Source organism: Corynebacterium sp. HMSC074C01, assembly GCF_001814605.1.
In the GTDB taxonomy this organism is placed as follows: domain Bacteria; phylum Actinomycetota; class Actinomycetes; order Mycobacteriales; family Mycobacteriaceae; genus Corynebacterium.
In genome coordinates this window covers 114,549-136,148 of sequence record NZ_KV817280.1, presented here as the reverse complement: position 1 = coordinate 136,148, position 21,600 = coordinate 114,549, and the positions used below count along the sequence as shown (strand labels likewise).

The following is a 21,600-nucleotide window of genomic DNA, read 5'->3' as shown; positions in this document are numbered from 1 at the left end:
TCAGTGTCCATCGAAAATCTGAAGTCCGCGCTTCCGGCATATGCCAAGGATCAGAAGCTCAACATTGGTTCCCTTACGCGTAGCACCGAGCTGAATGAGGAGCAGCTGTGGGGCAGCTTGGTTGCTGCCGCCGCTGCGACCCGCAATGACCTGGTGCTGTCGGAGATTCTTGAGGAAGCTCGCGAGCACCTCAGCGAGGAGGCAATTGACGCAGCTCTCGGCTCCGCCACGGTGATGGCTATGAACAACGTGGCCTACCGCGCAAAGAGCTGGTTGGGTGATGATTTTGCCCAGGTCAAGTTTGGTCTGCGCATGAATATCATTGCTAAGCCTGGCGTAGACAAGGCTACGTTCGAGCTGTGGAGCACCGTCGTCTCCGCCATCAACGGCTGCGAGCACTGCCTGTCCGCACACGCTAATACTCTCCTCGAGGAAGGCGTGACCAAGGAGCAGATTTGGGAAGGCATCAAGGTCGCTGGTGTGGTTGAGGCCGTTGCACAAGCGCTCCAGGCCGAAGCCGTACGCTCCGCTGAGTAAATGACTCAGTGCGCTTTCCCAAGCGCAGTTAAGCAGTCCCACTCACCGCTCGCACTGCGGTGAGTGGGACTTTGTGCATTGTCGGCTTGGGCCCGGACCTGGGGCAGAGGAAAGTGTCCTAGCATGGGCTAGCCGATGACCCCGCCGAAGGCTACGCCGATGCCATAGGTGATGGCTAAGCCGAGCGCACCACCGATAACCAGGCGGCAGACGGAGCGCGCGGCATCCGTGTCAGCGAGGCGTGCCGAAACGTAGCCCGTGATTGCCAGGGCGATCAGGGTAACAATGGCGACTGTTGCTGCAGCCATGCTCATGGGTGCGAGGAAGATTGATAACAGGGGGAGTGCGGCGCCGGCAAGGAAGGATACGGCCGACCACAACGCGGCGTGCCAAGGATTTGTCAGGTCTTCGCCATCAATGCCCATCTCCAGTCGAAGGTGTGCCTCGAGAAGTCTATCTTCGGCAGCGATCTCGCGGGCGGCAGTATCCGCGGTTTCGGTATGCATGCCGTAGCTGGCGAGCATAGAAACGAGCTCGGCATGCTCTTGCTCGGGGAGATCTGCCAGCTCGCGGGTCTCCTTGTCTATCATCATGCGCTCGGAGTCGCGTTGTGCCGAAACAGAGACATATTCTCCGAGTGCCATGGAGGCAGCGCCCGACACCGTTGCGGCTAGGCCGGCGGTGAGGATGGCGCTTGCCGACGCCCCAGAACCAACGACGCCAAGTAGAAGTGCCGCGACGGAGACGATGCCGTCGTTAGCCCCAAGTACACCTGCGCGAAGAGAGTTCAGACGAGCGTTGTGTGAGGCTCCGTGGGGTTCGCTGATATGTTGTGGCATTGCCAGCTCCTTGGATACCAGAATATGCGTGGCTCTCTAGTGCTTTCGCAGTTGTCTAGAGAACTTCTTATGTTCCAGTATCGCCGCTGGTCAGGGCCTTGTAAAGCGTGTGTAGGCTTAGCTGAATGCAGAGAGTGAAGGCTTAGATTATAGTGCCGGTCCATTCACCGCATGCCGCACCGTCCACGGAAAGAGCCATGGTAAACACTTCTTCCGAGAGGTTGAAATGAGCGGTGGGGAGGGTAACAGTCAACTCTTCCGGGGTGTACTCGTAGGGGTAATCAACCCGACGGTGGGCGTCCCTGGTGTCCTCGCCGAAGGAAGAGATTTCCATCGACGTGAGCTGCTCTTGTTCGAAGTGAGCGGTGAGCTCCAGATCGAGGGTGTGCAGGGTGAACACGACGTCACGGTGGTGGGGCATTCCTCCAAGGAGCCAATGCACGGTGACGGCGTCTTCGTGCGTCTCAAAATGAACGCCTGCGAGGCGGATGCCGGTGGGCGGGGTGTTCTGTTCGTTCATAGCGGTCCCCACTGTACTCCCCGGATACCTACTTAAAGTCGAGAGAAAAGTACTCAGCCCTAGTCAGGTGCAGAACCTTTTCAAAGAGCCAGCAAAAGAGCAGCGCAAGGGCGAGGGGAAGGATGACATAAACGAAGGTAATAATCATCACGTTGCTGGCGCTCCAACCCCAGCCTTCGTAATTGAGGGCTGCCAGTGGGCCCATGAGGCCGGAGATGCCAAAGCCAGCAGAGATAGGGGTGCCGGAGATTCCTAAAGCGCCACCGACGCCGCCCAGCACGGCAGCGGAGCATATCACGGGCAGGAAGGTGACTGGCTTGGATAGCATGTTGGCCATTTGCACCTTCGGGGAACCCAAAACATGCAGGATAGAGGTGGCGAAGCCGTTGACGCGCCAGCCGGCAACGAGGAGTGTGAACCCAGCGGCGACGGCGCCCAGGTTCGCGGTACCGGAGGCGATGCCGTCAATGAAGATGGCAGTGGCAATGCCGACTGTGGAGACTGGAGAGACAATCATGATGGCGAAAAGGACGGCGAGGACAACACCCATGAGAACCGGCTGCAAAGTAGTTGCCCCATTGACCAAGTTGCCCAGCCAAAGAGTGAAGACCTTGACGATGGGGAAGGTGACAGCCCAACCGATGGTGCCCGCCACCAGCGTCACGATGGTGGATAGCAACAAAATAGAGTAATTTTTCAGCCTGTCGCCGATAAAGAGCAATAATCCCACTGCTATGGCTGCGGTAAGGCCTGAGTTGATAACAAGACCGGTGCCTTTGAGGAAGAAACCGCCTTCGGGATTAACAGTGGCCACGCCTGAGCCGCAGAAGGAAGCAATGCCGACCGCAGCAGTCTGGATGGGGGTCATCTTGAATTCGATGCCCACGAGGACACCAATCATTACCGGCAAGAGGCTTGCGGCTAAGCCCGTCAGTGCAATGACGGTGGCTGCGCCGGACCACAAGGGGAGTAGCGCCTTGGCTAATTCACCGAGCAGTGCTTGTGGGACGAGCGACACAACGACGGCGATGGAGATGCCGTTGAGGACCTTCATGGTGAAGGAGCCGGGGGTGAGGCGCTCGGCCGCAGGCGCTGCGCTGGCGTGAGGGATAGGGGAAAGCTCGCGTTCGTCTATCTGCTGTGGCGTACTCATTCCCCAATCATACGCATAATATGCGGTGTGTAGAAAGTATTAATTCAGAAAGGGGGGTATTAATAGTCCCTGCTTATGCGCCCTAGTACTCCACGCGCAGCTCGGATAGCCGTACCTCCCCGGCTTCATCGGAGGCATCGAGATCTACGGTGCCAACGAGCTGATAGGAATTATCACCCTCTGGGTCCTTAAGGATCTGACGCACGGTCCACGACCGCGAGCCGCCAACGCCACGAGCGCCCGAACCTGCGTCGCCCTTGTCCAGGAGGAAGTATTCCTGGCCCCTAGCCGCTGGCCCAGTGTCAATGTCATCGTAGTCATCGAAGTAGTCATCGAGGGCACGGCTAAAGTCAGGAATCTCCTCCAAGTAGTCCAACAGGTCTGCCAAGCGCTCTTCCTTCTCCAACGCAAAGAGTTGGGCAAGGCGGAAGAAGTAGTTGCGCACCATGATGCTGAAAGCCCGCTGATTCGCGGTCAAGGCGGTGGGATCCTCGACTCCGAAGGCCAACTCGCGGTCCAAATCTTCCTGGGAAATGGGGGAGTCCTCGCCAGCCATCTCAGCCCACTCGTCGACAAGCGAAGAATCGACTTGGCGGATAAGCTCCCCGAGCCAGACGATAATGTCCTCGAGTTCCTCTGTGAGGAACTCCGCAGGAATGGACTGCTTGAGCGTGCGCCAGGCATCGGTCAGGTAGCGCAAAATGACGCCTTCCGAGCGGGCCAGACCGTAGGTGGCGACGAGATCGGAAAAAGTCATGGCGCTCTCCAGCATGTCGCGCACTACAGACTTAGGCCGCAGCTCGAACTCCTTCGCCCATGGGTTGGTCTGGCAGAAGGTCTCATAGGACTGCTCGAGGAGCTCTTCCAGAGGCTTTGGCCACGTGATGTCTTCCACGATGGCCATGCGCTCGGTATAGTCCACGCCCTCCGCCTTGAGTGCTGCGATTTCCTCGCCGCGTCGCTGCTTTTGCTGTGCGATGAGAACCTGGCGAGGATCATCAAGTACCGCCTCGAACACGGAGATGACATCGAGGGCATAGGTCTCGGACTCGGGATCCAGCAGGGTGAGCGCTGCCAGCGCGAAGGGCCCTAAAGGCTGGTTGAGGGCGAAATCGCGCGGCATCTCTCGCACGACGTGGTAGGGACGGCCGTAGATATCGAGCCCCTTCGTAGACTTTTGCACCACGCCCGAATTGAGAAGTCCCCGGAACAGACTCAATGCCGTCAGGATGTCCTCGTTCTGGCGGGCACGCGTGTTGTGGCTGGTGCGCAGCAGGTGCTTGAGATGCTCGTAGCCGTTGCCGTGCCGGGCGAGCACGTTGAGCAACATGGAATTGGACACTCGGAATTGGGACGTTAGTTGCTCCGGTTCGGCGTCGATAAGCCGTGCGTAAGTCTGTTCCGACCACGACACTTCACCGTCGCGCGCAGACTTCTTTTTCAGCTTCTTGAGCCTTGCTGGGTCATCGCCCACACGGCGCCGCGCCTTGGCGTTCTCAATCTCATACTCCGGCGCCTGCACGACGACGGTGCCTTCCGTGTCATAACCGGCGCGGCCAGCGCGGCCGGCAATCTGGTGAAACTCGCGAGACTTCAGAATGCGCTGGCGGGTTCCATCATATTTGGCAAGGCCGGTCATCAGGACTGTGCGAATGGGGACGTTGATGCCCACGCCCAAAGTATCGGTGCCGCAAATAATCTTGAGAAGGCCCTTCTGGGCCAGGCGCTCAACCAAGCGCCGATATTTCGGCAACATACCAGCGTGGTGCACACCGATTCCCTTACGCAGAAGCTTAGAGAGGTCTTTGCCAAACGTCGTGGTGAAGCGGAAGCCCGCGAGCTCAGCTGCAATGGCCTCCTTCTCCTCCGGGGTGATGATCTTCGACAGGGAAGTCAACGCCTGCGCGCGCTCTGAGGCCTCGCGCTGGGAGAAGTGGACGACATAGACAGGGGCCTTGCCATCGGCGAGCAATTCTTCGATGGTTTCGTGGACCGCGGAAAAGACATAAGAGAAGTCGAGGGGCACTGGGCGAGTTGTTCCCGCTACCAGAGTCGTCGTACGGCCGGTACGCTCCGTCAAATCCTTCTCCAGCCAGGCGGTATCGCCCAAGGTGGCGGACATGAGCAAGAATTGGGCCTTCGGTAGCTCCAACAGCGGAACCTGCCAGGCCCAGCCGCGATCAGGCTCGGAGTAGTAATGGAACTCATCCATGATTACCTGATCAATGGCGGCTTCCGCGCCATCACGCAGCGCAATATTGGCCACAATCTCAGCCGTCGCGGCGATGATGGGAGCGGAGCCGTTGACCGTGGCATCACCGGTCATCATGCCGACGTTCTCGGGGCCGAAAATCTCGCAGAGCGCGAAGAATTTTTCGCTCACCAAGGCCTTGATGGGTGCGGTGTAGAAGCTGCGCTGGCCGCGCGCCAAAGCAATGAAGTGGGCGGCGTTGGCCACCATGGATTTGCCGGAACCAGTGGGAGTTGCCAGGATGACGTTATCCCCGGCAAGAATGCCGAGGGAGGCTTCTTCCTGCGCTGGGTAAAGCGAAATACCACGGCCAGAAGTCCAGGACAAAAATGTGTCCCAGATGGCCTCATCAACCATCGACTCGGGGACTTCGGCGAGATCGGGCAACATCTGAGAAAGGTTCACCCGTCCCACCTTAGGCGAAAAGCACCGCGGACTAGGCCTCCGCCCTAGAGTCCCCCGGAGGGCTGTTCTCGGTGCTTGTGTTCGTGCGGTATACCTAACCGCGATTAGACGTCATCATCCATATCCGAGCCGGGGCCTTGCTCCCGCCCGTAGTTGTCTTCGCGGTCATCGATCTCTTCGGAGAGGATATCCGGGTTGTCGTCGAGGCCCGCGAGGAAAGCTTCGAAGTCTGCTCCGATTTCCTCACCAGTAGGCATATGCTCTTCGCCCGGCATAATGGCCTGCGGGTGGCGGGAGCGGTAGCGCTCCATGTAAGCGTCATATTGCTCCTCCAGCTGGTGGACCACGCCTGCAATTTCCTCAGAGTTGGTAACCTGCTCCTCCAACTGCTGGTTAACGCGAGTCACGTCTGCTTCCAAGCTGCCCAGTGGGATGTTGAGGCCAGCTGCGCTCGCCACCGAATCCAAAAGACGCAGCGTGGCCGACGGGTACGGGGAGGCGGCCAGGTAATGCGGAACATGAGCGGTGTACCCGGCGACGCGGCGGCCCTTCTTGTCCAAAGCTCGCTCGATATACAGGGCGGCGGCGCCGGGGACCATCATGGTGGATTCCATGCGCACCATTGAGTTAAGGAGCTCCGGGGAATTGCCGTGCGCCGTTACTACAGTGGGGCGGGTGTGTGGCACCGGCATGGGGGCCGAGTAGAGCATGATGGTGTTCTTGATATCGAATTTTTCGACCAAGTTCACCACCGCATCCGTAAAGGCCTCCCACCGCAAGTCCGGTTCAGGGCCCGAAAGAAGCAAGAATGGAGTGCCAGAGTTATCCCGCAGCACCTTGATACCTAAGTCAGTGTTCTCAATCTCCATCGTGCGGTCATGATCGATGGTGACGGCGGGGCGGCGCGAGCGGTAATCAATGAGCTCATCATTGTTAAACGAGGCCAGCTGGCGGTTTTCTAAAGCGGCCTTGAGGTGATCGGCACTGGCTTCGACGGCCTGTCCGGCGTCGGCATAACCGTTCATAGCAACGATCATCGTGGGGCCGTTGTCTGGAGTCGAATCATCCTTGACCACTGGAGCGGGATACTCCAGTTCATACATGCGGCGCTGTTCTTCCTGCATGGTAGTGACTCCTCCTTCTCATCGTGCGCTTCTTAACGAGCGTACGGACTTCTTCAGCGTTCTGTGTCATGCAACGCTTAAGGCTTGTTGCCTATTCCCAGCTGAAATGGTGCTCCAAGGAGAACACATACCCGGCAGCCTGCCTATGCAGAACTGTCTGCGGGAACTGGTAATGATCGTACAAGCATGCCATACAGTCACTACTTCTTCCAGGCTGGCCTTTGCCCTGGTGTGGATAACCCAGTGGATTCCCAAGGATTGAGTGACAGCCCGGACTTGTTATCCACAGATATTCCGTGCGCGCCGGGGTATCCCTAGCGGTGGCTACTGCAGGTGGTTCAGGCTACAAGGCATGAACACTTTTTCAACGCACACAGACCGTATGCCACCGATAACAACTCCAGGTCATCTCCTCGCTAACATCCCCGGGCTCCTAGGTTTCTATCCCACCGAATCGGTGGTGTTTATGGCCATCGACACCACTCCACGCGGCCCAGCCATGGGGCCGCTCGCTCGCGTCGATATCACGGATGCCCAAGGAGCAATCACAGACATCGCACCGCTCCTAGCGGAGCATGCCCGCGAAGGTGTCTTTGCCTTCCTCATCTCGAAGCAGCCTCTTACCCAACTGCGGGCAGTGTCCCACTGGCTTTATGGCCTGGACCGCGCTGAGGATGGAGTGGAGATCGACGCCGCGTGGTATGCCCAGGAAATCACCCAGAATGAGCCCTATATCTTGCTGCATGGAACCGTCAATGCGGACGGTAGCGGGCCGATGAAGAAGTGGGTTGAAGGGACTATACCGGCGCTAACCGACGCCCCCTCGATGCGCTCTTGCGTCGACCACAATGTGGTACCTGAGCTAAACAGGGAGGATTTCTTTGCGGTCTTTGCACCTGGGAATAGCTACCTCGACGCCGAGGAAGCAGAAGTCTTAGCGCAGCAAGCTCGCGATGCGGCGACGCGATATCGCGAGCAGGTGGCTGTGGCACAAGGAAAGAAGCGCACAGACCTGCTGGATCACTTTCTTGAGGATGCCCAGTGGGCGCTTGAACAAGTCGCATCCGTGGAAGAAGCAGAACAGGATAGCAAGCTACTGGAATCTTGCGCAGTGTGGTTAGCGACAACGTGGACGCGTGACCTCGTGGTAGATATTTGCGCGAAGGCAGGCGAATCTGGGGCGGACCTTCTCCTCGCAGCGGCCCGCACATTCAGCGGGGAGCTGCGGGCGAATGCACTGACCCTTTTCGCATTAGCGCAGTTGGAGCAGGAGTGGGATATCCTCGCCGGGCCAGCATTGCAACTTGTCACGGAGGAGTTTCCCAGCCACCGCCTCGGCGCGCTGCTGTGCCAAGCGTACCGCCATGGCCTGCACGAAAAGATACGAGATTCGATTCATACAGGGGCACTCAAGGCTTATGACAACGCCCTAGGGGAGGAGCCTGCAGAAAAGACGCTTAGCGCCGAGCGGAATGGGCCCGCTCGCCGAGCTGCCGGGTGAAGTTCCAAGCATCCGTGACGATGGTCTTCAGGTCGGTGCGGCTCGGGTTCCATCCGAGCTCGGATTTAATCTTGTCTGAGGAAGCCACGAGCGTCGCAGGGTCACCAGCGCGGCGCGGCGCAAGCTCTGCTGGGATGGGGTGTCCAGTGATTTCGCGGCAGGCCTCAATAACCTGCTTGACCGAGTAGCCGTCCCCGGAGCCGAGGTTATAGATGCGGTGGGTGCCAGTGGCATTGCTCTCCAGCGCCAACACATGGGCTTCGGCCAAGTCACGAATGTGGATGTAATCGCGCACTGCGGTGCCATCGGCGGTGTCGTAGTCATCGCCAAAGATGAAAATCTTCTCGCGATGTCCCAGCGCTACCTGCAGGACAAGCGGAATGAGGTGGGTTTCCACCTCGCGGTTCTCTCCGATATCACCATAGGCGCCAGCGACGTTGAAGTAGCGCAGGGAAGTCGCCCCCAAGCCATAGGCCTTGGCATAAGAGGTAATCATGTAGTCGATGGCAAGCTTCGATGCGCCATAAGGGTTCGTCGGCTGGGTGGGCATCGTCTCCGTGATCGGCACCTGCGCCGGCTCACCGTAGGTGGCAGCGGTTGAGGAAAAGACGAGGTTGGTGACCTCGAATTCACGCATGGCGTTAAGCAGCGTAAGCGTAGTGACCACGTTGTGCTGCCAATAGTCAGCTGGGGCCTCCATAGATTCGCCCACGAGGGAGCGCGCCGCGAAGTGCAAGACTCCTTCGAAACCGCCCTCAGACAATACCTCACGAGCGACATCAGCCACGTCGCCTTCAACGAGGCGCGCGTTCTCCGGGATGGCCTCGCGGTTGCCTGTGGAGAAATTGTCGATGATGGTGACATCATGGCCTTTTTCAACGAGGACGGCCGCGCATACGCTGCCGACATAGCCGGCTCCGCCGGTAACTAACAGCTTCATTGGTTTAGTCCTCCTTGACGCGGATAGCGTGAGCAAGGTCGTCGACAAGCTCGACGGTGTGCCCTGATGTCGTTGTCAGCCTAATCGTCCCGCTCTCATTGACCACGGTGACGTGCGAGCCAACCTGGATGCCGCAGGCATACAGGTCGTGGAAGGTGGAATTATCAGCTTGCAAGACCTCATTGATTTGCACGATGGTGGCCTCGGTTTCTTGGCCCGTGGGAAGGTCGATGGCGCGGGTACCCAAGTCGAGCTCTACCGGAGCCATACCCAGCTGTGCCAAACCGGGGATTGGGTTGCCGAATGGTGAGCGGGAAGAATCCTCCAGCACCGCGACGACTCGCTTTTCCACCTCTTCGCTCATCACGTGTTCCCACCGGCAGGCCTCGTCGTGGACCTTGTGGATATCCAAGCCAAGGACATCCGTGAGCAACCGCTCAGCCAAGCGGTGTTTGCGCATGACGTTGGTAGCTAATTCGCGGCCCTGCTGAGTGAGATCAAGGCTGCGGTCGGTGCGCACGTGGAGAAGTCCATCGCGCTCCATCCGGGCCACGGTCTGGGAGACGGTCGGTCCGGACTGCTCTAAACGCTCTGCAATTCGAGCGCGCAGTGGGGTGATACCTTCCTCTTCGAGCTCGTAGATGGTTCGCAGATACATTTCCGTGGTGTCAACTAGGTCCCTCACGTGGGCTTACCTTTCTGCGTTGTCGGCGGTCCGTAGCCACATAGGTTTAGGCGCGGTAATAGAAGTCTATTAAGAGAATATCTTAAACAATAGCGCATTTTTCGAAAGCTGAGAGCGCGCAGCACTGTGCGTCTGGCAGGGGGAGTGGGGCGGGATTGAAAAGCCTTGAGGATCACCGTGCGGTAACACAAAAGCCACCGAGCAACGTCCTCTGCGGCCCAGCAACACAAGTCAACTGGGCAGCAAGGGCATTCCTCGATGGCTAAGGCTGGGAAGGAAGCTAAGGCTTAGAGCGCGTACTCACGGAGGCGGTCCGCACGGTTACCCTCGCGCAATTTAGCCATAACCTCACGCTCGATTTGGCGAACGCGCTCACGAGAGAGGCCGAACTTGCGGCCAATCTGGTCGAGGGTTCGCGGGACACCATCGTCCAAGCCATAGCGCAGGCGGATGACATCCTGTTCGCGTTCCTCGAGGGAACCAATCACGGAGCGGATATCGGAGTGGCGCATGGAGGCCACCACAGCGGTCTCGGCATCCGTTGCTTCAGCATCCTCAATGAAGTCACCCAACGGGGCTTCCTCATCGGTGCCGACTGGCATGTCCAAGGAGACAGGATCGCGGGACTGGCGCAGCAGCATCTCGATCTTGGACTCTTCGATTCCGGATTCTTCAGCGAGCTCCTCATTCGTGGCCTCGCGGCCCAAGGACTGGTACATCTCGCGCTTAATGCGGGAAAGCTTATTTACCTGCTCTACCAGGTGCACAGGGAGGCGGATAGTGCGGGACTGGTCAGCCATGCCGCGGGTAATGGCCTGGCGGATCCACCACGTTGCATATGTGGAGAACTTGAAGCCCTTGGCATAATCAAACTTCTCCATCGCACGAATCAGGCCCAAGTTACCTTCCTGGATGAGGTCCAGCAGGGGCATGCCACGGCCGGTATAGCGCTTAGCCAGGGAGACCACGAGACGCAGGTTCGCCTCCAGGAGGTGGGAGCGTGCCTTCTTGCCTTCGCGGGCCAAAATCTTCAGGTCGCGCTTCTCAGCGCGGGTCAGCTTTTCGGCATTGGCGAGCTTGTACTCGGCGTACAGGCCAACCTCGATGGCCTGTGCGAGCTCAACCTCGTCCTCAGCACTCAGCAGCGCAGTTTTGCCGATTCCGTTGAGATAAACGCGGACCAAGTCCGCGGAGGGATTGTCATTTGTCTGGTTACGGCGTGAGCCGCGGTCAACTTCCTGTCCGTCCTCGTCCTGGACGCTAGCAGCGGATGATGTGGCCATCTCATGCCTCCTAAGTTGCGGCTTGGTTCATCTCCTACAACGAGCTTTCAGCGCAGTTAGTTCCCGTGGCACGAAAAATGTTCTAACACCCCACGGGAAGAAGGAGGTTTTAGGCCATTTTGGGGGAGGCGCGCCGCATCTAGACTTCCACGAGCACGGTGAATGGCCCTTCGTTGACCGAGGAGACGCGCATCATCGCTCCGAAGCGGCCTTCCTCCACGGTGATTCCGCGGTCGCGCAGGCGCGCAACAATTCCCTGAATCACCGGCTCCGCGGCTTCTCCTGGGGCAGCATCTGACCACGAAGGGCGGCGGCCTTTCGCGGTTCGTCCGTAGAGAGTGAACTGGCTGACCACCAGAACTGGCGCACCACTATCGACCACGCTGGTTTCGCCCTCGAGGATGCGCAGCTCAGCGATCTTGCGCGCCATCGTGTCCATCTTCTCTTCCAAGGTCGGGCCGTCGCTAGCGGTGGCGTCACCGCCTGCCTCGACGTCCTCTCGCGATACACCAATGAGAGCCAGGATGCCGCCGGTGTCGGGGCAGGTAATGGACCCAACGACGTCGTTGTTCACGGTGACAGAGGCTTCAGAAACGCGGGTTAAAACAGCACGCATGGGAGGGAAGTACACAGCCTTTCTGTAGAGGAGTTCTTTCTCGGATGAGAAGTCTGCGGGGACTGAAGGAGGAAAGTGGCTCGTAGCGGAGGAACGAGGCTACTCAGTGTTGCTAAAAGCTAGCAGCTCGGTCGGGATGAGAAGCCCATGGCGGATAAGATCCACGATGGCCGGAAGTGCTGCACTGACCAACTCGGCTTCTTCAAAACCCTGCGCGGCAGCGTAGAGCTCGATGGTTTCACCGATGCTCAAACCATTCGGGTTAAGCCCGGCGACAATGGCAGCGAGATGCTCATCGACATCGTGCTGCCAGCGGGGACCATCGGTGCGGCTGAGCCGCAGCGCCGCGCGTTCAAAGCCCATGCCTAGGTCTCCATCGGGCAGTGCAACGTCTTCACGGGCCACCCCGGGGCGCAGCTGCACATGCTTAGTTTCCAATTCACCCGGCACCAGGTTGCGCAGCCATTCGACGCGCGCGAAGTACTCTTCCACTTCAGGGCCGAGCGGATCGATAACTGGCTGCGCCATGGTCTCCGCCAAGATATCCGAGGGCTCGTCCTCACCGATGCGCTGGATGGCCACGAAACCAAACCCGATTCCGGTGACCTCATTTTCACGGAAGTGCTCCAGCCACCGGCGTGACCGCTCTTGGCCTTCATGGCTGCGAACATCCACGGATTCATCGCTCAACCAGGTTGAGACATATAACGCTGGGTCCGCTACATCGCGCTGAATGATCCATGCGGCCACGCCGGTATCCGGCAGCCACGAGGCGACGCGCTGCTGCCATGATTCTTCGCCTTGATGCACCCAGGCTGCGAGTATGTGCGCTGTGCCCCCAGGGTTGAGATGCTCGACTGCCTGGGATACCACTAGCTCGCTTGCTCCATCCAGGTTGAGGCCGGAGTCTCGATAGACATGCCCCACTTCGGGCAAGCCAACCACGAATGGAGGGTTAGCCACAATGCGGTCGAAGCGCTCATTCTCAACCGGTTCGTACCAGGAGCCGTGGCGTAGCTCAACGCGGTCTTCCGCCTCCGCCGCGAGGACGGTGGCGCGGGCGAGTTCGAGGGCTCGCTCATGGACGTCGGTAGCCACAATGCGTTGCGCAGAATCCAGCTGCCCGAGGACCTGGACGCCCGAACCTGTGCCCAAATCTAGCACTGATTCCACCGGTGTCGTTGGCGTGGAATGCAACAAAGACAGGCTGGCCGAGCCTACTCCCAACACATGCTCAGAGCCAGGTACGTGATCCACCAGCGATGCATCAACATCGGAGAACACGACACGATTCTTGCCCACGATGATGTGCGGTCGAATGTCATAAGCCACGTAGGCGGTGCCGTGTTCATCGCTGAACACGACACCGCAATCAATGAGCTGGGCAGCTAGGCGCGCACCGAGGACGTCGGAAAGCAGCGTGGCTGGTACATGTTCATGTAGCAAGAAGATACGGATGAGATGGTCCAGGCGGGAATCACCGTTTGCGCCCAGGGCAACTGCGGCGGGCTCTCCGCGATGCAGGGCTTCGGTGAACTCGGGTCCCAGGTGGCCTGCGATGCCATCCGCACTAAACCCTGCGTCCGCAAAGACTCGGGAAAGTTCTGCCGCAACGTCCGCGATGGGGTGTTCCGGGTTCATCGCTGGGCCAAAAGGAGAAGGCTGCTGGGTGCTCACAAGAGAATCCTTAAATGCATCGGGGAGGGAAACAGTGATGTTCTAATCTTCGTGGTCAATTGTGTCAGTTGCAGTACTGTTTGCGTCTGCTCCTGACGAGGGATTGTGCCGCCCAGGCGCGCCGGGCAGTTCACCGTGGGAACCGCTGGTGAGTTCCTCACGTTGCGCCTGCGCCATTTGCCGGGCAAGGGCTGGTTTATAAACAGCTTTTTCGCGTTTGTCTTTCTTTTGACCCCGGCCATTGCCAATGACCACAGCGATCCAGGGGAGAGGGAAGGTGACGGCGACGACGAGGGCAGCGGGAATCCACCACTGCCAAACATAAACCATGGCTCCGGATATCAGGAGGGAGGGAACGCGCAGAAACTGCAGTATGGAGTAGATGATCTCGCGGCGATGCCGGTCTTGACCCGGGGCGAGTTTTGCCGTGGTGATGAGGTGCGTTTCGCGCCCGAATCGACGTCCGCGCCGCTGCCCCGATCGTGGGGTATGGCGGGTGTTATCGCGCGAGTTCGAAGGGGTCATGCCTATCAGCGTAGCTGGAGGACTCGCCAACTTCGATACTGATGCGGCATGATAGTGGGCGTGAGTACGACGACTAAGACTATTGAGCGCCCTGATGTCCGCGAGGATACGTCGACCAACGACGACACCCCGAAGTTCTTCCACTACGTGAAGAAGAACCAGATCCTCGACTCCGCGGTCAACGGCAAGTACGTCGTTGCCCTGTGCGGAGAGACCTTCCCGGTAACCAAGCAAGCCAAGCCTGGTTCGCCCGTGTGCCCTGACTGCGAGCGCGTCTATAAGAGCTTGCGCCGCCGTTAAGCTGTGCATCGACGTTCATCCTGCGTCGATGCCAAGCATTAAGGATCGAGAACTTCAGAGAAGCGGGATGTTGGGATAACTAGAGGGGGATAATCGCTGACCGTGTCTACACAGACTCCAGCACAGAGATTTGCCAATAGTGGTTCGCTTCGCGTGTGGCAACGCGCAGCTTTGGATAAGTTCCTAGCCACCAAGCCGAAGGATTTCATGGCGGTGGCAACGCCAGGCGCAGGTAAGACTACCTTTGCTCTGCGTGTGGCCACAGAGCTCATGGCGGACCGCACCGTAGAGCGTGTCATCGTGGTGGTGCCCACCGAGCACCTCAAAGTGCAGTGGTCGGAATCCGCCTCCCGCGTAGGGCTAGCGCTCGACCCCAAGTTCACAAACTCCTCGGGAGTCAACCCCGCGATGGACGGTGTCGTGGTGACCTATGCGCAGGTGGGCATGCACCCGTACAAGCACCGCGCGGTTGCCTCGGCGCGGCGCACCCTGGTGATCCTCGATGAGATCCACCACGCCGGTGATGCCAAGAGCTGGGGCGATGGTGTGCGGGAAGCCTATGATGATGCGGAGCACCGCCTCGCGCTGACCGGTACTCCCTTCCGCTCCGATGACTCGCAGATCCCTTTCGTGCGCTACGAGGAGGATGGGGAAGGTCACCTCGTATCCCGCTCTGATCACACGTATGGCTATGGCGATGCGCTTGCTGACGGTGTCGTGCGCCCCGTCGTCTTCCTCAGCTACTCCGGCGAGTCCCGCTGGCGCGATAGTGCCGGTGAGGAACATGCGGCCCGTCTCGGAGATATTCTCAATCCGGAGCAGACCGCCCGCGCCTGGCGCACGGCCCTCGACCCGAAAGGCGAGTGGATCCCCACCGTCTTGCAGGCGGCGCACACACGGCTGATGCAGATGCGCCGCAACATGCCGGACGCCGGCGGCCTTGTGCTCGCTACCGACACGACAACCGCGCGCGCCTACGCCAAGATCCTCAAGCAGATTTCCAATACCCCAGTCTCTGTCATCCTCTCCGATGACCCAGGCTCCTCGGCGCGTATTGCGGAGTTCTCTGAATCCACCGACGAGTGGATGGTGGCCGTGCGCATGGTGTCGGAGGGCGTCGACGTTCCCCGCCTCGCAGTGGGCGTGTATGCCACCTCTGCTTCGACACCGCTCTTCTTCGCACAGGCCATCGGCCGCTTCGTGCGCTCCCGCATGCCCGGCGAGACAGCCTCAGTCTTTCTTCCTTCCGTGCCGGTGCTCTTGGGACTTGCCGAGAACATGGAGAAGCAACGCGACCACGTTCTGGGAGGGGAGAAAAACCCCGACAAGGAAGGCTGGGACGATGAGCTGCTCGAGGACGCCAATAAGAAGAAGTCCGAACCGGACATGCTCGAGCCTTCCTATGAATCCTTAGGCGCGGAAGCAGAATTCTCAGGACTGCTCTACAACGGCTCGCAGTTCACCACGGGCAACATCACCGATGAAGAAGAGGATTTCCTCGGCATCCCCGGGCTTCTCGACGCCGACCAGGTCAAGGACCTTCTGCGCAAGAAGCAGTCCGATGAGCTGGACCGCCGCGAAGCAGAAGAGAAGGCGCGCCGGGCTGCAGAGGCGGCGGAAGAACAACGCCGCAAGCTCTACGGCACCCCACATGCGCCCAAGCGCGGGGCGGAGGCGTCGGCAAGCAGCGCCGGTTCCCAGCCAGGTGTGGTGGATGAGATTTCCGCGTTGCGCAAAGAGCTCAACACAGTAGTGTCTATCACCGCCCAACGCACCGGACGTCCACACGGCGCCATCCACACCGAAGCTCGCAAGGCCTGCGGGGGCCCGCCCACCGCATTGTGTAATGCTGAGCAGCTCCAGGAGCGCATAGATTACCTGCGCAAGTGGTAGCGCGCGGACGCAGTAGAATTCGGCACAGTATCCGGTAGCGCGGGTAGGCTCGGCAGCAATCCGTAAAGAGTGCTCGAGGCCAATGAAAACCTAAGGAGATGGATGATGAAAAAGCTCATCAACTTACCGGACAACGTAGTAGCCGAATCAGTGGAGGGCTTTGCTTTAGCCCACGGTGACATCGTCACTCGCTCCACCGATCCGCTCTTCGTTGCCCGCAAGCAGGGGAAAGAAGACGGCAAGGTTGCCATTGTCTCTGGCGGTGGATCTGGGCACGAGCCGTTGCATGCGGGTTTCGTTGGGCATGGCATGTTGGACGCGGCAGTGCCAGGTGCCATGTTCACGTCGCCTACGCCGGACGCTATCCAAGCCGCCACCGAAGCTGTGAACGCTGGGGCGGGGGTGCTCTACATTGTCAAGAACTACACCGGCGATGTCCTCAACTTTGACACCGCGGCGGAGCTGGCAGAATTCGATGACATTGAGGTCAGCCAGGTCGTTGTCGATGACGATGTTGCGGTGGAAGACTCCACCTTCACCGCCGGTCGCCGCGGCGTTGCCGGAACGCTGTTGGTGGAGAAGCTGGCAGGTGCCGCAGCTGAACGCGGAGATGATCTCGCGGCAGTAACTGCTGTGGCGAAGAAGGTAGTGGAGAATACCGCGACTATGGGAGCAGCGCTTTCTGCCTGCACCGTGCCCCATGTGGGCAAACCCTCCTTCGGCCTCGGGGAAGACGAAGTCGAACTCGGCGTGGGTATCCATGGCGAGCCGGGCCGCAAGGAAATTCCTCTGGTTTCTGCCGATGATGTCACGGACCACCTGCTCGATCCCGTGCTGGCGGATCTTGAACTGAACAAGGGGGAGCGCACTATCGTTGTCGTCAACGGTATGGGAGCCACCCCGGCGTCCGAGCTGTACGTGGTCTATCGTCGCGTCGCCCAGCGCCTGCAGGAGGCAGGCGTGAGCATCGAGCGCTCCCTCGTGGGTAACTTCGTTACCAGCCTAGATATGGCCGGATGCTCCGTTACCGTCATGCGCGCGGACGAGGAAGACCTCGAGCTTTTTGATGACCCGTGCCACACCGCTGCACTACGACAAGGAATGTAGATATGACCAACAGTGCGACATTGTCAACAGCGTGGGCCCAGGCGTGGATGAAAAACTGCGCCGCAGCGGCACACGAACACCGCGAGGAACTCATCGAGCTTGACCGCGCCATTGGGGATAGCGACCATGGTGAAAACGTCGATCGCGGTTTCCGCGCCGTCGTGGAGAAAGTGGATTCGGATATCTCACCGGAGACTTCTTATGTTGCTGATGTGTTGAAGCTGACGGCGAAGACACTTATGTCCACCGTTGGTGGAGCCTCTGGTCCGCTGCTGGGAACAGCTTTCCTACGCGCGGCTAAAGCCGCTGGCCCTGGAGAGATTGATGCGCCCACGACGGTTGCTCTCATTGAAGCCGCACTTGAAGGAATCACCGTCCGCGGTAAGGCAGCTGAAGGGGAGAAGACAATGGTCGATGCCTGGGCACCGGCCGCACGGGCCGCTCGTGATGCGGCGGATGCCGCGAAGAGTCCCGCTGAGGTACTGCGCGCGGCTGCCGACGCCGCAGCAGCAGGCGCGGAGGCGACTATCCCGATGGTGGCCACGAAGGGCCGCGCTTCCTACCTAGGGGAGCGTTCTGCGGGGCACAAGGATCCGGGGGCTACATCCTCGGCTCTATTTATCGCTGCGGCTGCCGACGCCGCCGAAACCCTCAAGGAGGAAGCATAGAATATGGCACAGCCCCGCGTTGGACTCGTTCTCGTATCACACTCGGCCAAGCTCGCTGAAGGGCTGACTGAGCTTGCTGCTCAGATGGCTCCCGACGTGACCATCCTTCCTGCTGGTGGTTTGGAGGAAGGCGGCATCGGAACGTCTTTTGACCTCGTCGAAGGTGCCGTTAGCCATGCACGTGGCCAAGGTCTTAGCGTGGTCGTCCTTAGTGACTTAGGCTCGGCCACGATGACCGTTGAGTCCGTTCTTGAGTTCCTTGACGAAGAGACGGTGAAGTTTGTCGATGCCCCCTTTGTCGAAGCCACTATTGCAGCAGCCACTGCCGCTCAACAGGGTGATGGACTTGCCGCCGTGGTCAAAGCCGCGGAACGCGCCATCGAGGTCTTCCTTCCGAAGCAGTCCTCAGCCACTGCGTCTGCAGACGAGGATAACCCAGACACAAACGCTGGTGAGTACTCACTGACAGTGACTGTGGCCGATGAGGCGGGTCTGCATGCCCGTCCGGCGTCAAGGATTGCAGAGTTGGCTGCGGAAGCAGCAGGGGATGTAACCCTCTCCTGTCACGGAGAGTCGGCAGAGGCAGATTCTGCAATGATGCTGATGTCTCTCGGGGTATCCCAGGGCGCTTCGGTGACCATCAGCGGAGAAGTTTCCGATAAAGACGTCATCGATCGGATCGCCACAGCGATTGAGTTGGGGATCGAAGGCTAGAAATCCCATGAGTCTATCGGCTCCATAGGGTAAAGAAAAGCGGCGAGGAGGGCTAAACCTCCTCGCCGCTTTATTCTTTCAGTTTGCTTAGTCTAGGTAGTCGCGCAGCACCTGGGAACGCGATGGGTGGCGCAGCTTAGACATGGTCTTAGACTCGATCTGGCGAATACGCTCGCGGGTAACGCCGTAGACTTGGCCAATTTCGTCTAAAGTGCGCGGCATGCCATCGGTCAGGCCGAAGCGCAGGCGAACCACGCCGGCCTCGCGCTCGGACAGGGTAGTGAGCACATCCTGGAGCTGATCCTGCAACAAAGTGAAGGACACAGCGTCGACGGCAATGACTGCCTCAGAATCCTCAATGAAATCACCGAGCTGGGAGTCACCCTCATCACCGATTGTCTGATCCAAGGAAATAGGCTCGCGGGCATACTGCTGGATCTCCAGCACCTTTTCCTCAGTGATGTCCATTTCCTTCGCCAGCTCCAGAGGGGTAGGCTCGCGGCCCAAGTCCTGCAACAGCTCACGCTGGATACGGCCCAGCTTGTTGATGACCTCCACCATGTGCACTGGAATGCGAATGGTACGTGCCTGATCCGCCATGGCGCGGGTGATGGCCTGGCGAATCCACCACGTGGCATAAGTGGAGAACTTATAGCCCTTGGTGTAGTCAAACTTCTCAACGGCGCGGATCAGGCCCAGGTTGCCTTCCTGGATGAGGTCCAAGAATGCCATGCCGCGGCCTGTGTAGCGCTTAGCCAAGGACACCACGAGGCGGAGGTTCGCCTCGAGAAGGTGATTCTTTGCCTTGCGTCCATCACGGGCGATGGCGCGCATATCGCGCTTCTCCATGGGAGAGAGCTTGGCGGCCTTGTCGCCCTCGGCACGGGCCTTTTCCATCTCATCCATGCGGTATTGAGCGTACAGGCCGGCCTCGATGCGCTTGGCCAGGGAAACCTCCTGCTCTGCGTTGAGGAGGGCGACCTTGCCGATTTGCTTCAGGTAGGCGCGGACAGAGTCTGCCGAGGCCGTTAGCTCTGCGTCCTTACGAGCCTGACGCAGGGCTGCGGACTCATCCTCATCCCAGACAGATGAGCCGTCATCCTCTTCTTCGGAGTCTTCGCCCTCGAGGTCGTCATCGTCGTCACCGAACTCGTCGTCCTCGTCCAACTCTGCGTTGTCCGGATCGAAGTCGATATCGGCATCGTCGTTGGTTTCGGCATCCAACTCGTCGTTCTGATCCTCTGCGAGCTCTTCAGCAGACTCAGAGCTTTCAGGCGAGGTTGCCTTCTTCGCCGCCGACTTACGCACAGTCTTCTTGGCGGTCTTCTTCGTCGCCTTCTGAGCAGACTTGCGAGTCGTCTTTTTAGCAGCCTTCTTGGCTGTCTTTTTAGCCGTCTTCTTCGCAGTCTTTTTCGCGGTTTTCTTAGCCGTCTTCTTGGCTGTCTTTTTTGCCGTCTTCTTGGCGGTCTTCTGTGCAGGTGCAGATGCCTCGGAGGTGCTCTCGCCCTCGCCGAGTACCTGGTCTGAAGAATCAGTGGCTGCCACGTACGCCCTTTCGACTTGCTCTTTGAGTGGAAACTATGGGGACGCGCAAGTTTATCGCGACTAGTCCCCGATGCTAGCCCGCCTCCGTAATGAGCAGGGGAGGCGCGCCGCTGGATATTCGATAATCGACAGCCCAGTATAGATCATTTTTGTTACCAGGCGGTGACTGGGGTCAACTGGGGAAGATAGGTTCTGCTCGGTTTATGGGCGAATGCCTTCCTTCGCTGCCATTGCGGCCCCGACGATGCCCGCGCGATTGCGGAGCTGAGCTGCAACGACTGGGGTTTCGATGCTCAAGTGCTCGCCCCACTTGTCAAACTTCCGAGAGATTCCGCCGCCGATGACAAAAGCTGAGGGATTAAAAAGCGCCTCGTATTCGTGGAGCACTCGGTTGACGCGCTTTGCCCACTGCTTAGTCTTGAGCCCCTCACGTTCCTTGACCGCGGAAGAGGCTTGGTGCTCTGCCTCCTTTTTCCCGACGATGAGGTGGCCGATCTCCGTATTGGGGAAGAGCTGACCATCGAGCAGGAAGGCGGAGCCGATGCCGGTGCCCAGGGTAAGGAAGATGACAGGGCCGGAGCGCGCAACGTCATCGCCGTAGGCCACCTCGGCGAGGCCGGCTGCGTCGGCGTCGTTAAGCACGGTAAAAGGAGCATCGAGGTACTTGCCCAGCAAGTCCTGCGCGTCGACCCCAATCCATGACTTATCAATATTCGCTGCGCTGCGAATAATCTGTTCTTTGACCACCGCGGGCATAGTAATTCCGACAGGGCCGTCCCAGTTCTTCTCAGCGACGATCTGGGCGATCACCGTGGCAACGGCGTCGGGGGTGGCAGGCTGTGGCGTGGCGATCTTGAGGCGGTCGCCGACGAACTCTCCTGTCGCGAGGTCTACTACGGCACCCTTGATGCCGGAGCCTCCAACATCGATGCCGAAGGCATGGCTATGGTGCTGGGTGCTCGGATTCGTATCCTGCTGCTGTGTTTCTTGCACGGTCATACTGACAGTCTATGTTTAGCCGCCCGATGATGTGGTGATACTTCAGCATTTGCGCCGAAGGTGTGGGGAGAGTCGCTCCGATTTTTGCCGTCTGGCGCATCGTTCCTCAAAGCATTGTGGGTGGGATGTGAGGAGCTTTACCCAGAAAAATCTTCCACGATGCGAAAGGCGCAAACTCGCAGCTCACAACTATGAAAGCAGGAGCGGAGGGGGTAATAGGGTGAGTCGCGTGGTGCCCCCACGGCGGGGCGAGTGTGACAGGCGGGCCTGTGTGGTTTAGGATGCCGTCGATAAATACACGTACCTATCTATCTAACT

20 protein-coding genes are annotated in these 21,600 nt (G+C 59.1%); 7 read left to right on the top strand and 13 right to left on the bottom strand.

Annotation, left to right across the window (positions count from 1 at the left end; genetic code table 11):
* The first annotated feature begins 3 nt into the window (after positions 1-3).
* The gene (locus HMPREF2978_RS07260; RefSeq protein ID WP_070446750.1) at positions 4-537 is read left to right on the top strand and encodes an alkylhydroperoxidase, AhpD family; all 534 of its coding nucleotides are present in this window, start codon (positions 4-6) and stop codon (positions 535-537) included.
* Positions 538-665: 128 nt separating this feature from the next.
* On the opposite strand, the gene HMPREF2978_RS07255 is transcribed toward HMPREF2978_RS07260, so the two are convergent.
* The 5 genes from HMPREF2978_RS07255 to HMPREF2978_RS07235 form a co-directional block, all read right to left on the bottom strand.
* Complete coding sequence (locus tag HMPREF2978_RS07255) at positions 666-1,376, bottom strand: VIT1/CCC1 transporter family protein (RefSeq protein ID WP_070527225.1); 711 nt, start codon at positions 1,374-1,376, stop codon at positions 666-668.
* Between the two features lie 142 nt (positions 1,377-1,518).
* Complete coding sequence (locus HMPREF2978_RS07250) at positions 1,519-1,896, bottom strand: hypothetical protein (protein WP_070527229.1); 378 nt, start codon at positions 1,894-1,896, stop codon at positions 1,519-1,521.
* Between the two features lie 28 nt (positions 1,897-1,924).
* Positions 1,925-2,950 carry a PTS sugar transporter subunit IIC gene (locus tag HMPREF2978_RS07245; protein ID WP_371325764.1) on the bottom strand — a complete coding sequence of 342 codons (1,026 nt, stop codon included), beginning with the start codon at positions 2,948-2,950 and terminating at the stop codon, positions 1,925-1,927.
* 181 nt (positions 2,951-3,131) lie between these two features.
* A complete protein-coding gene (locus tag HMPREF2978_RS07240; RefSeq protein WP_070527236.1) occupies positions 3,132-5,705 on the bottom strand; it encodes a DEAD/DEAH box helicase in 2,574 nt (857 codons plus the stop codon).
* Positions 5,706-5,809: 104 nt separating this feature from the next.
* Positions 5,810-6,829 carry a PAC2 family protein gene (locus HMPREF2978_RS07235; RefSeq protein WP_070527239.1) on the bottom strand — a complete coding sequence of 340 codons (1,020 nt, stop codon included), beginning with the start codon at positions 6,827-6,829 and terminating at the stop codon, positions 5,810-5,812.
* Between the two features lie 352 nt (positions 6,830-7,181).
* Between HMPREF2978_RS07235 and HMPREF2978_RS07230 the strand changes: the two genes are divergently transcribed.
* On the top strand, positions 7,182-8,330 hold the full coding sequence (locus HMPREF2978_RS07230) for a DUF4192 domain-containing protein (protein WP_070527242.1): 1,149 nt from the start codon (positions 7,182-7,184) through the stop codon (positions 8,328-8,330).
* On the opposite strand, the gene galE is transcribed toward HMPREF2978_RS07230, so the two are convergent.
* The 6 genes from galE to HMPREF2978_RS12815 all read right to left on the bottom strand — a co-directional run bounded on the left by galE (position 8,287) and on the right by HMPREF2978_RS12815 (position 14,056).
* Positions 8,287-9,270, bottom strand: a complete 984-nt coding sequence (gene galE / locus HMPREF2978_RS07225; protein ID WP_070527245.1) for a UDP-glucose 4-epimerase GalE — start codon at positions 9,268-9,270, stop codon at positions 8,287-8,289. The two genes, HMPREF2978_RS07230 and galE, sit on opposite strands and share 44 nt — an antisense overlap.
* Before the next feature lie 4 nt (positions 9,271-9,274).
* On the bottom strand, positions 9,275-9,955 hold the full coding sequence (locus tag HMPREF2978_RS07220) for a metal-dependent transcriptional regulator (RefSeq protein WP_070527248.1): 681 nt from the start codon (positions 9,953-9,955) through the stop codon (positions 9,275-9,277).
* 287 nt (positions 9,956-10,242) lie between these two features.
* Positions 10,243-11,238, bottom strand: a complete 996-nt coding sequence (locus HMPREF2978_RS07215) for a sigma-70 family RNA polymerase sigma factor (protein WP_046648202.1) — start codon at positions 11,236-11,238, stop codon at positions 10,243-10,245.
* A gap of 139 nt (positions 11,239-11,377) precedes the next feature.
* A complete protein-coding gene (dtd, locus tag HMPREF2978_RS07210) occupies positions 11,378-11,854 on the bottom strand; it encodes a D-aminoacyl-tRNA deacylase (RefSeq protein WP_070527251.1) in 477 nt (158 codons plus the stop codon).
* 99 nt (positions 11,855-11,953) lie between these two features.
* Positions 11,954-13,495 carry a DUF7782 domain-containing protein gene (locus tag HMPREF2978_RS07205; protein WP_210383638.1) on the bottom strand — a complete coding sequence of 514 codons (1,542 nt, stop codon included), beginning with the start codon at positions 13,493-13,495 and terminating at the stop codon, positions 11,954-11,956.
* 78 nt (positions 13,496-13,573) lie between these two features.
* Positions 13,574-14,056, bottom strand: coding sequence for a DUF3099 domain-containing protein (locus tag HMPREF2978_RS12815; RefSeq protein ID WP_083298990.1), 483 nt, complete (start codon positions 14,054-14,056; stop codon positions 13,574-13,576).
* Positions 14,057-14,104: 48 nt separating this feature from the next.
* Here HMPREF2978_RS12815 and HMPREF2978_RS07195 point away from each other — a divergent pair, with 48 nt between their 5' ends.
* The 5 genes from HMPREF2978_RS07195 (at position 14,105) to dhaM (ending at position 18,738) form a co-directional block, all read left to right on the top strand.
* Positions 14,105-14,356: a DUF3039 domain-containing protein gene (locus tag HMPREF2978_RS07195; protein WP_012715089.1), complete on the top strand. Its 252-nt coding sequence runs from the start codon at positions 14,105-14,107 to the stop codon at positions 14,354-14,356.
* A 102-nt stretch (positions 14,357-14,458) separates the two neighbouring features.
* Positions 14,459-16,249, top strand: a complete 1,791-nt coding sequence (locus HMPREF2978_RS07190; RefSeq protein WP_070744801.1) for a DEAD/DEAH box helicase — start codon at positions 14,459-14,461, stop codon at positions 16,247-16,249.
* Positions 16,250-16,354: 105 nt separating this feature from the next.
* Complete coding sequence (dhaK, locus tag HMPREF2978_RS07185; protein WP_070527264.1) at positions 16,355-17,356, top strand: dihydroxyacetone kinase subunit DhaK; 1,002 nt, start codon at positions 16,355-16,357, stop codon at positions 17,354-17,356.
* Between the two features lie 2 nt (positions 17,357-17,358).
* Positions 17,359-18,024, top strand: coding sequence for a dihydroxyacetone kinase subunit DhaL (gene dhaL, locus HMPREF2978_RS07180; protein WP_070527267.1), 666 nt, complete (start codon positions 17,359-17,361; stop codon positions 18,022-18,024).
* A gap of 3 nt (positions 18,025-18,027) precedes the next feature.
* Complete coding sequence (gene dhaM, locus HMPREF2978_RS07175; RefSeq protein ID WP_070527270.1) at positions 18,028-18,738, top strand: dihydroxyacetone kinase phosphoryl donor subunit DhaM; 711 nt, start codon at positions 18,028-18,030, stop codon at positions 18,736-18,738.
* 87 nt (positions 18,739-18,825) lie between these two features.
* Here dhaM and HMPREF2978_RS07170 read toward each other — a convergent pair whose 3' ends face one another.
* Both HMPREF2978_RS07170 and ppgK read right to left on the bottom strand, forming a co-directional pair.
* Positions 18,826-20,283 carry an RNA polymerase sigma factor gene (locus tag HMPREF2978_RS07170; RefSeq protein ID WP_070527273.1) on the bottom strand — a complete coding sequence of 486 codons (1,458 nt, stop codon included), beginning with the start codon at positions 20,281-20,283 and terminating at the stop codon, positions 18,826-18,828.
* A gap of 201 nt (positions 20,284-20,484) precedes the next feature.
* Positions 20,485-21,282, bottom strand: coding sequence for a polyphosphate--glucose phosphotransferase (gene ppgK, locus HMPREF2978_RS07165; protein WP_070527276.1), 798 nt, complete (start codon positions 21,280-21,282; stop codon positions 20,485-20,487).
* Positions 21,283-21,600 lie beyond the last annotated feature (318 nt).

Excerpts from the sequence above, each read along its gene's own strand:
- HMPREF2978_RS07255 (WP_070527225.1), bottom strand. The coding sequence starts at position 1,376 with ATGCCACAACATATCAGCGAACCCCACGGAGCCTCACACAACGCTCGT.
- HMPREF2978_RS07250 (WP_070527229.1), bottom strand. The coding sequence starts at position 1,896 with ATGAACGAACAGAACACCCCGCCCACCGGCATCCGCCTCGCAGGCGTT.
- HMPREF2978_RS07245 (WP_371325764.1), bottom strand. The coding sequence starts at position 2,950 with ATGAAGGTCCTCAACGGCATCTCCATCGCCGTCGTTGTGTCGCTCGTC.
- HMPREF2978_RS07235 (WP_070527239.1), bottom strand. The coding sequence starts at position 6,829 with ATGCAGGAAGAACAGCGCCGCATGTATGAACTGGAGTATCCCGCTCCA.
- HMPREF2978_RS07230 (WP_070527242.1), top strand. The coding sequence starts at position 7,182 with ATGAACACTTTTTCAACGCACACAGACCGTATGCCACCGATAACAACT.
- galE (WP_070527245.1), bottom strand. The coding sequence starts at position 9,270 with ATGAAGCTGTTAGTTACCGGCGGAGCCGGCTATGTCGGCAGCGTATGC.
- HMPREF2978_RS07215 (WP_046648202.1), bottom strand. The coding sequence starts at position 11,238 with ATGGCCACATCATCCGCTGCTAGCGTCCAGGACGAGGACGGACAGGAA.
- dtd (WP_070527251.1), bottom strand. The coding sequence starts at position 11,854 with ATGCGTGCTGTTTTAACCCGCGTTTCTGAAGCCTCTGTCACCGTGAAC.
- HMPREF2978_RS07205 (WP_210383638.1), bottom strand. The coding sequence starts at position 13,495 with ATGAACCCGGAACACCCCATCGCGGACGTTGCGGCAGAACTTTCCCGA.
- HMPREF2978_RS12815 (WP_083298990.1), bottom strand. The coding sequence starts at position 14,056 with ATGACCCCTTCGAACTCGCGCGATAACACCCGCCATACCCCACGATCG.
- HMPREF2978_RS07195 (WP_012715089.1), top strand. The coding sequence starts at position 14,105 with ATGATAGTGGGCGTGAGTACGACGACTAAGACTATTGAGCGCCCTGAT.
- dhaK (WP_070527264.1), top strand. The coding sequence starts at position 16,355 with ATGAAAAAGCTCATCAACTTACCGGACAACGTAGTAGCCGAATCAGTG.
- dhaL (WP_070527267.1), top strand. The coding sequence starts at position 17,359 with ATGACCAACAGTGCGACATTGTCAACAGCGTGGGCCCAGGCGTGGATG.
- dhaM (WP_070527270.1), top strand. The coding sequence starts at position 18,028 with ATGGCACAGCCCCGCGTTGGACTCGTTCTCGTATCACACTCGGCCAAG.
- ppgK (WP_070527276.1), bottom strand. The coding sequence starts at position 21,282 with ATGACCGTGCAAGAAACACAGCAGCAGGATACGAATCCGAGCACCCAG.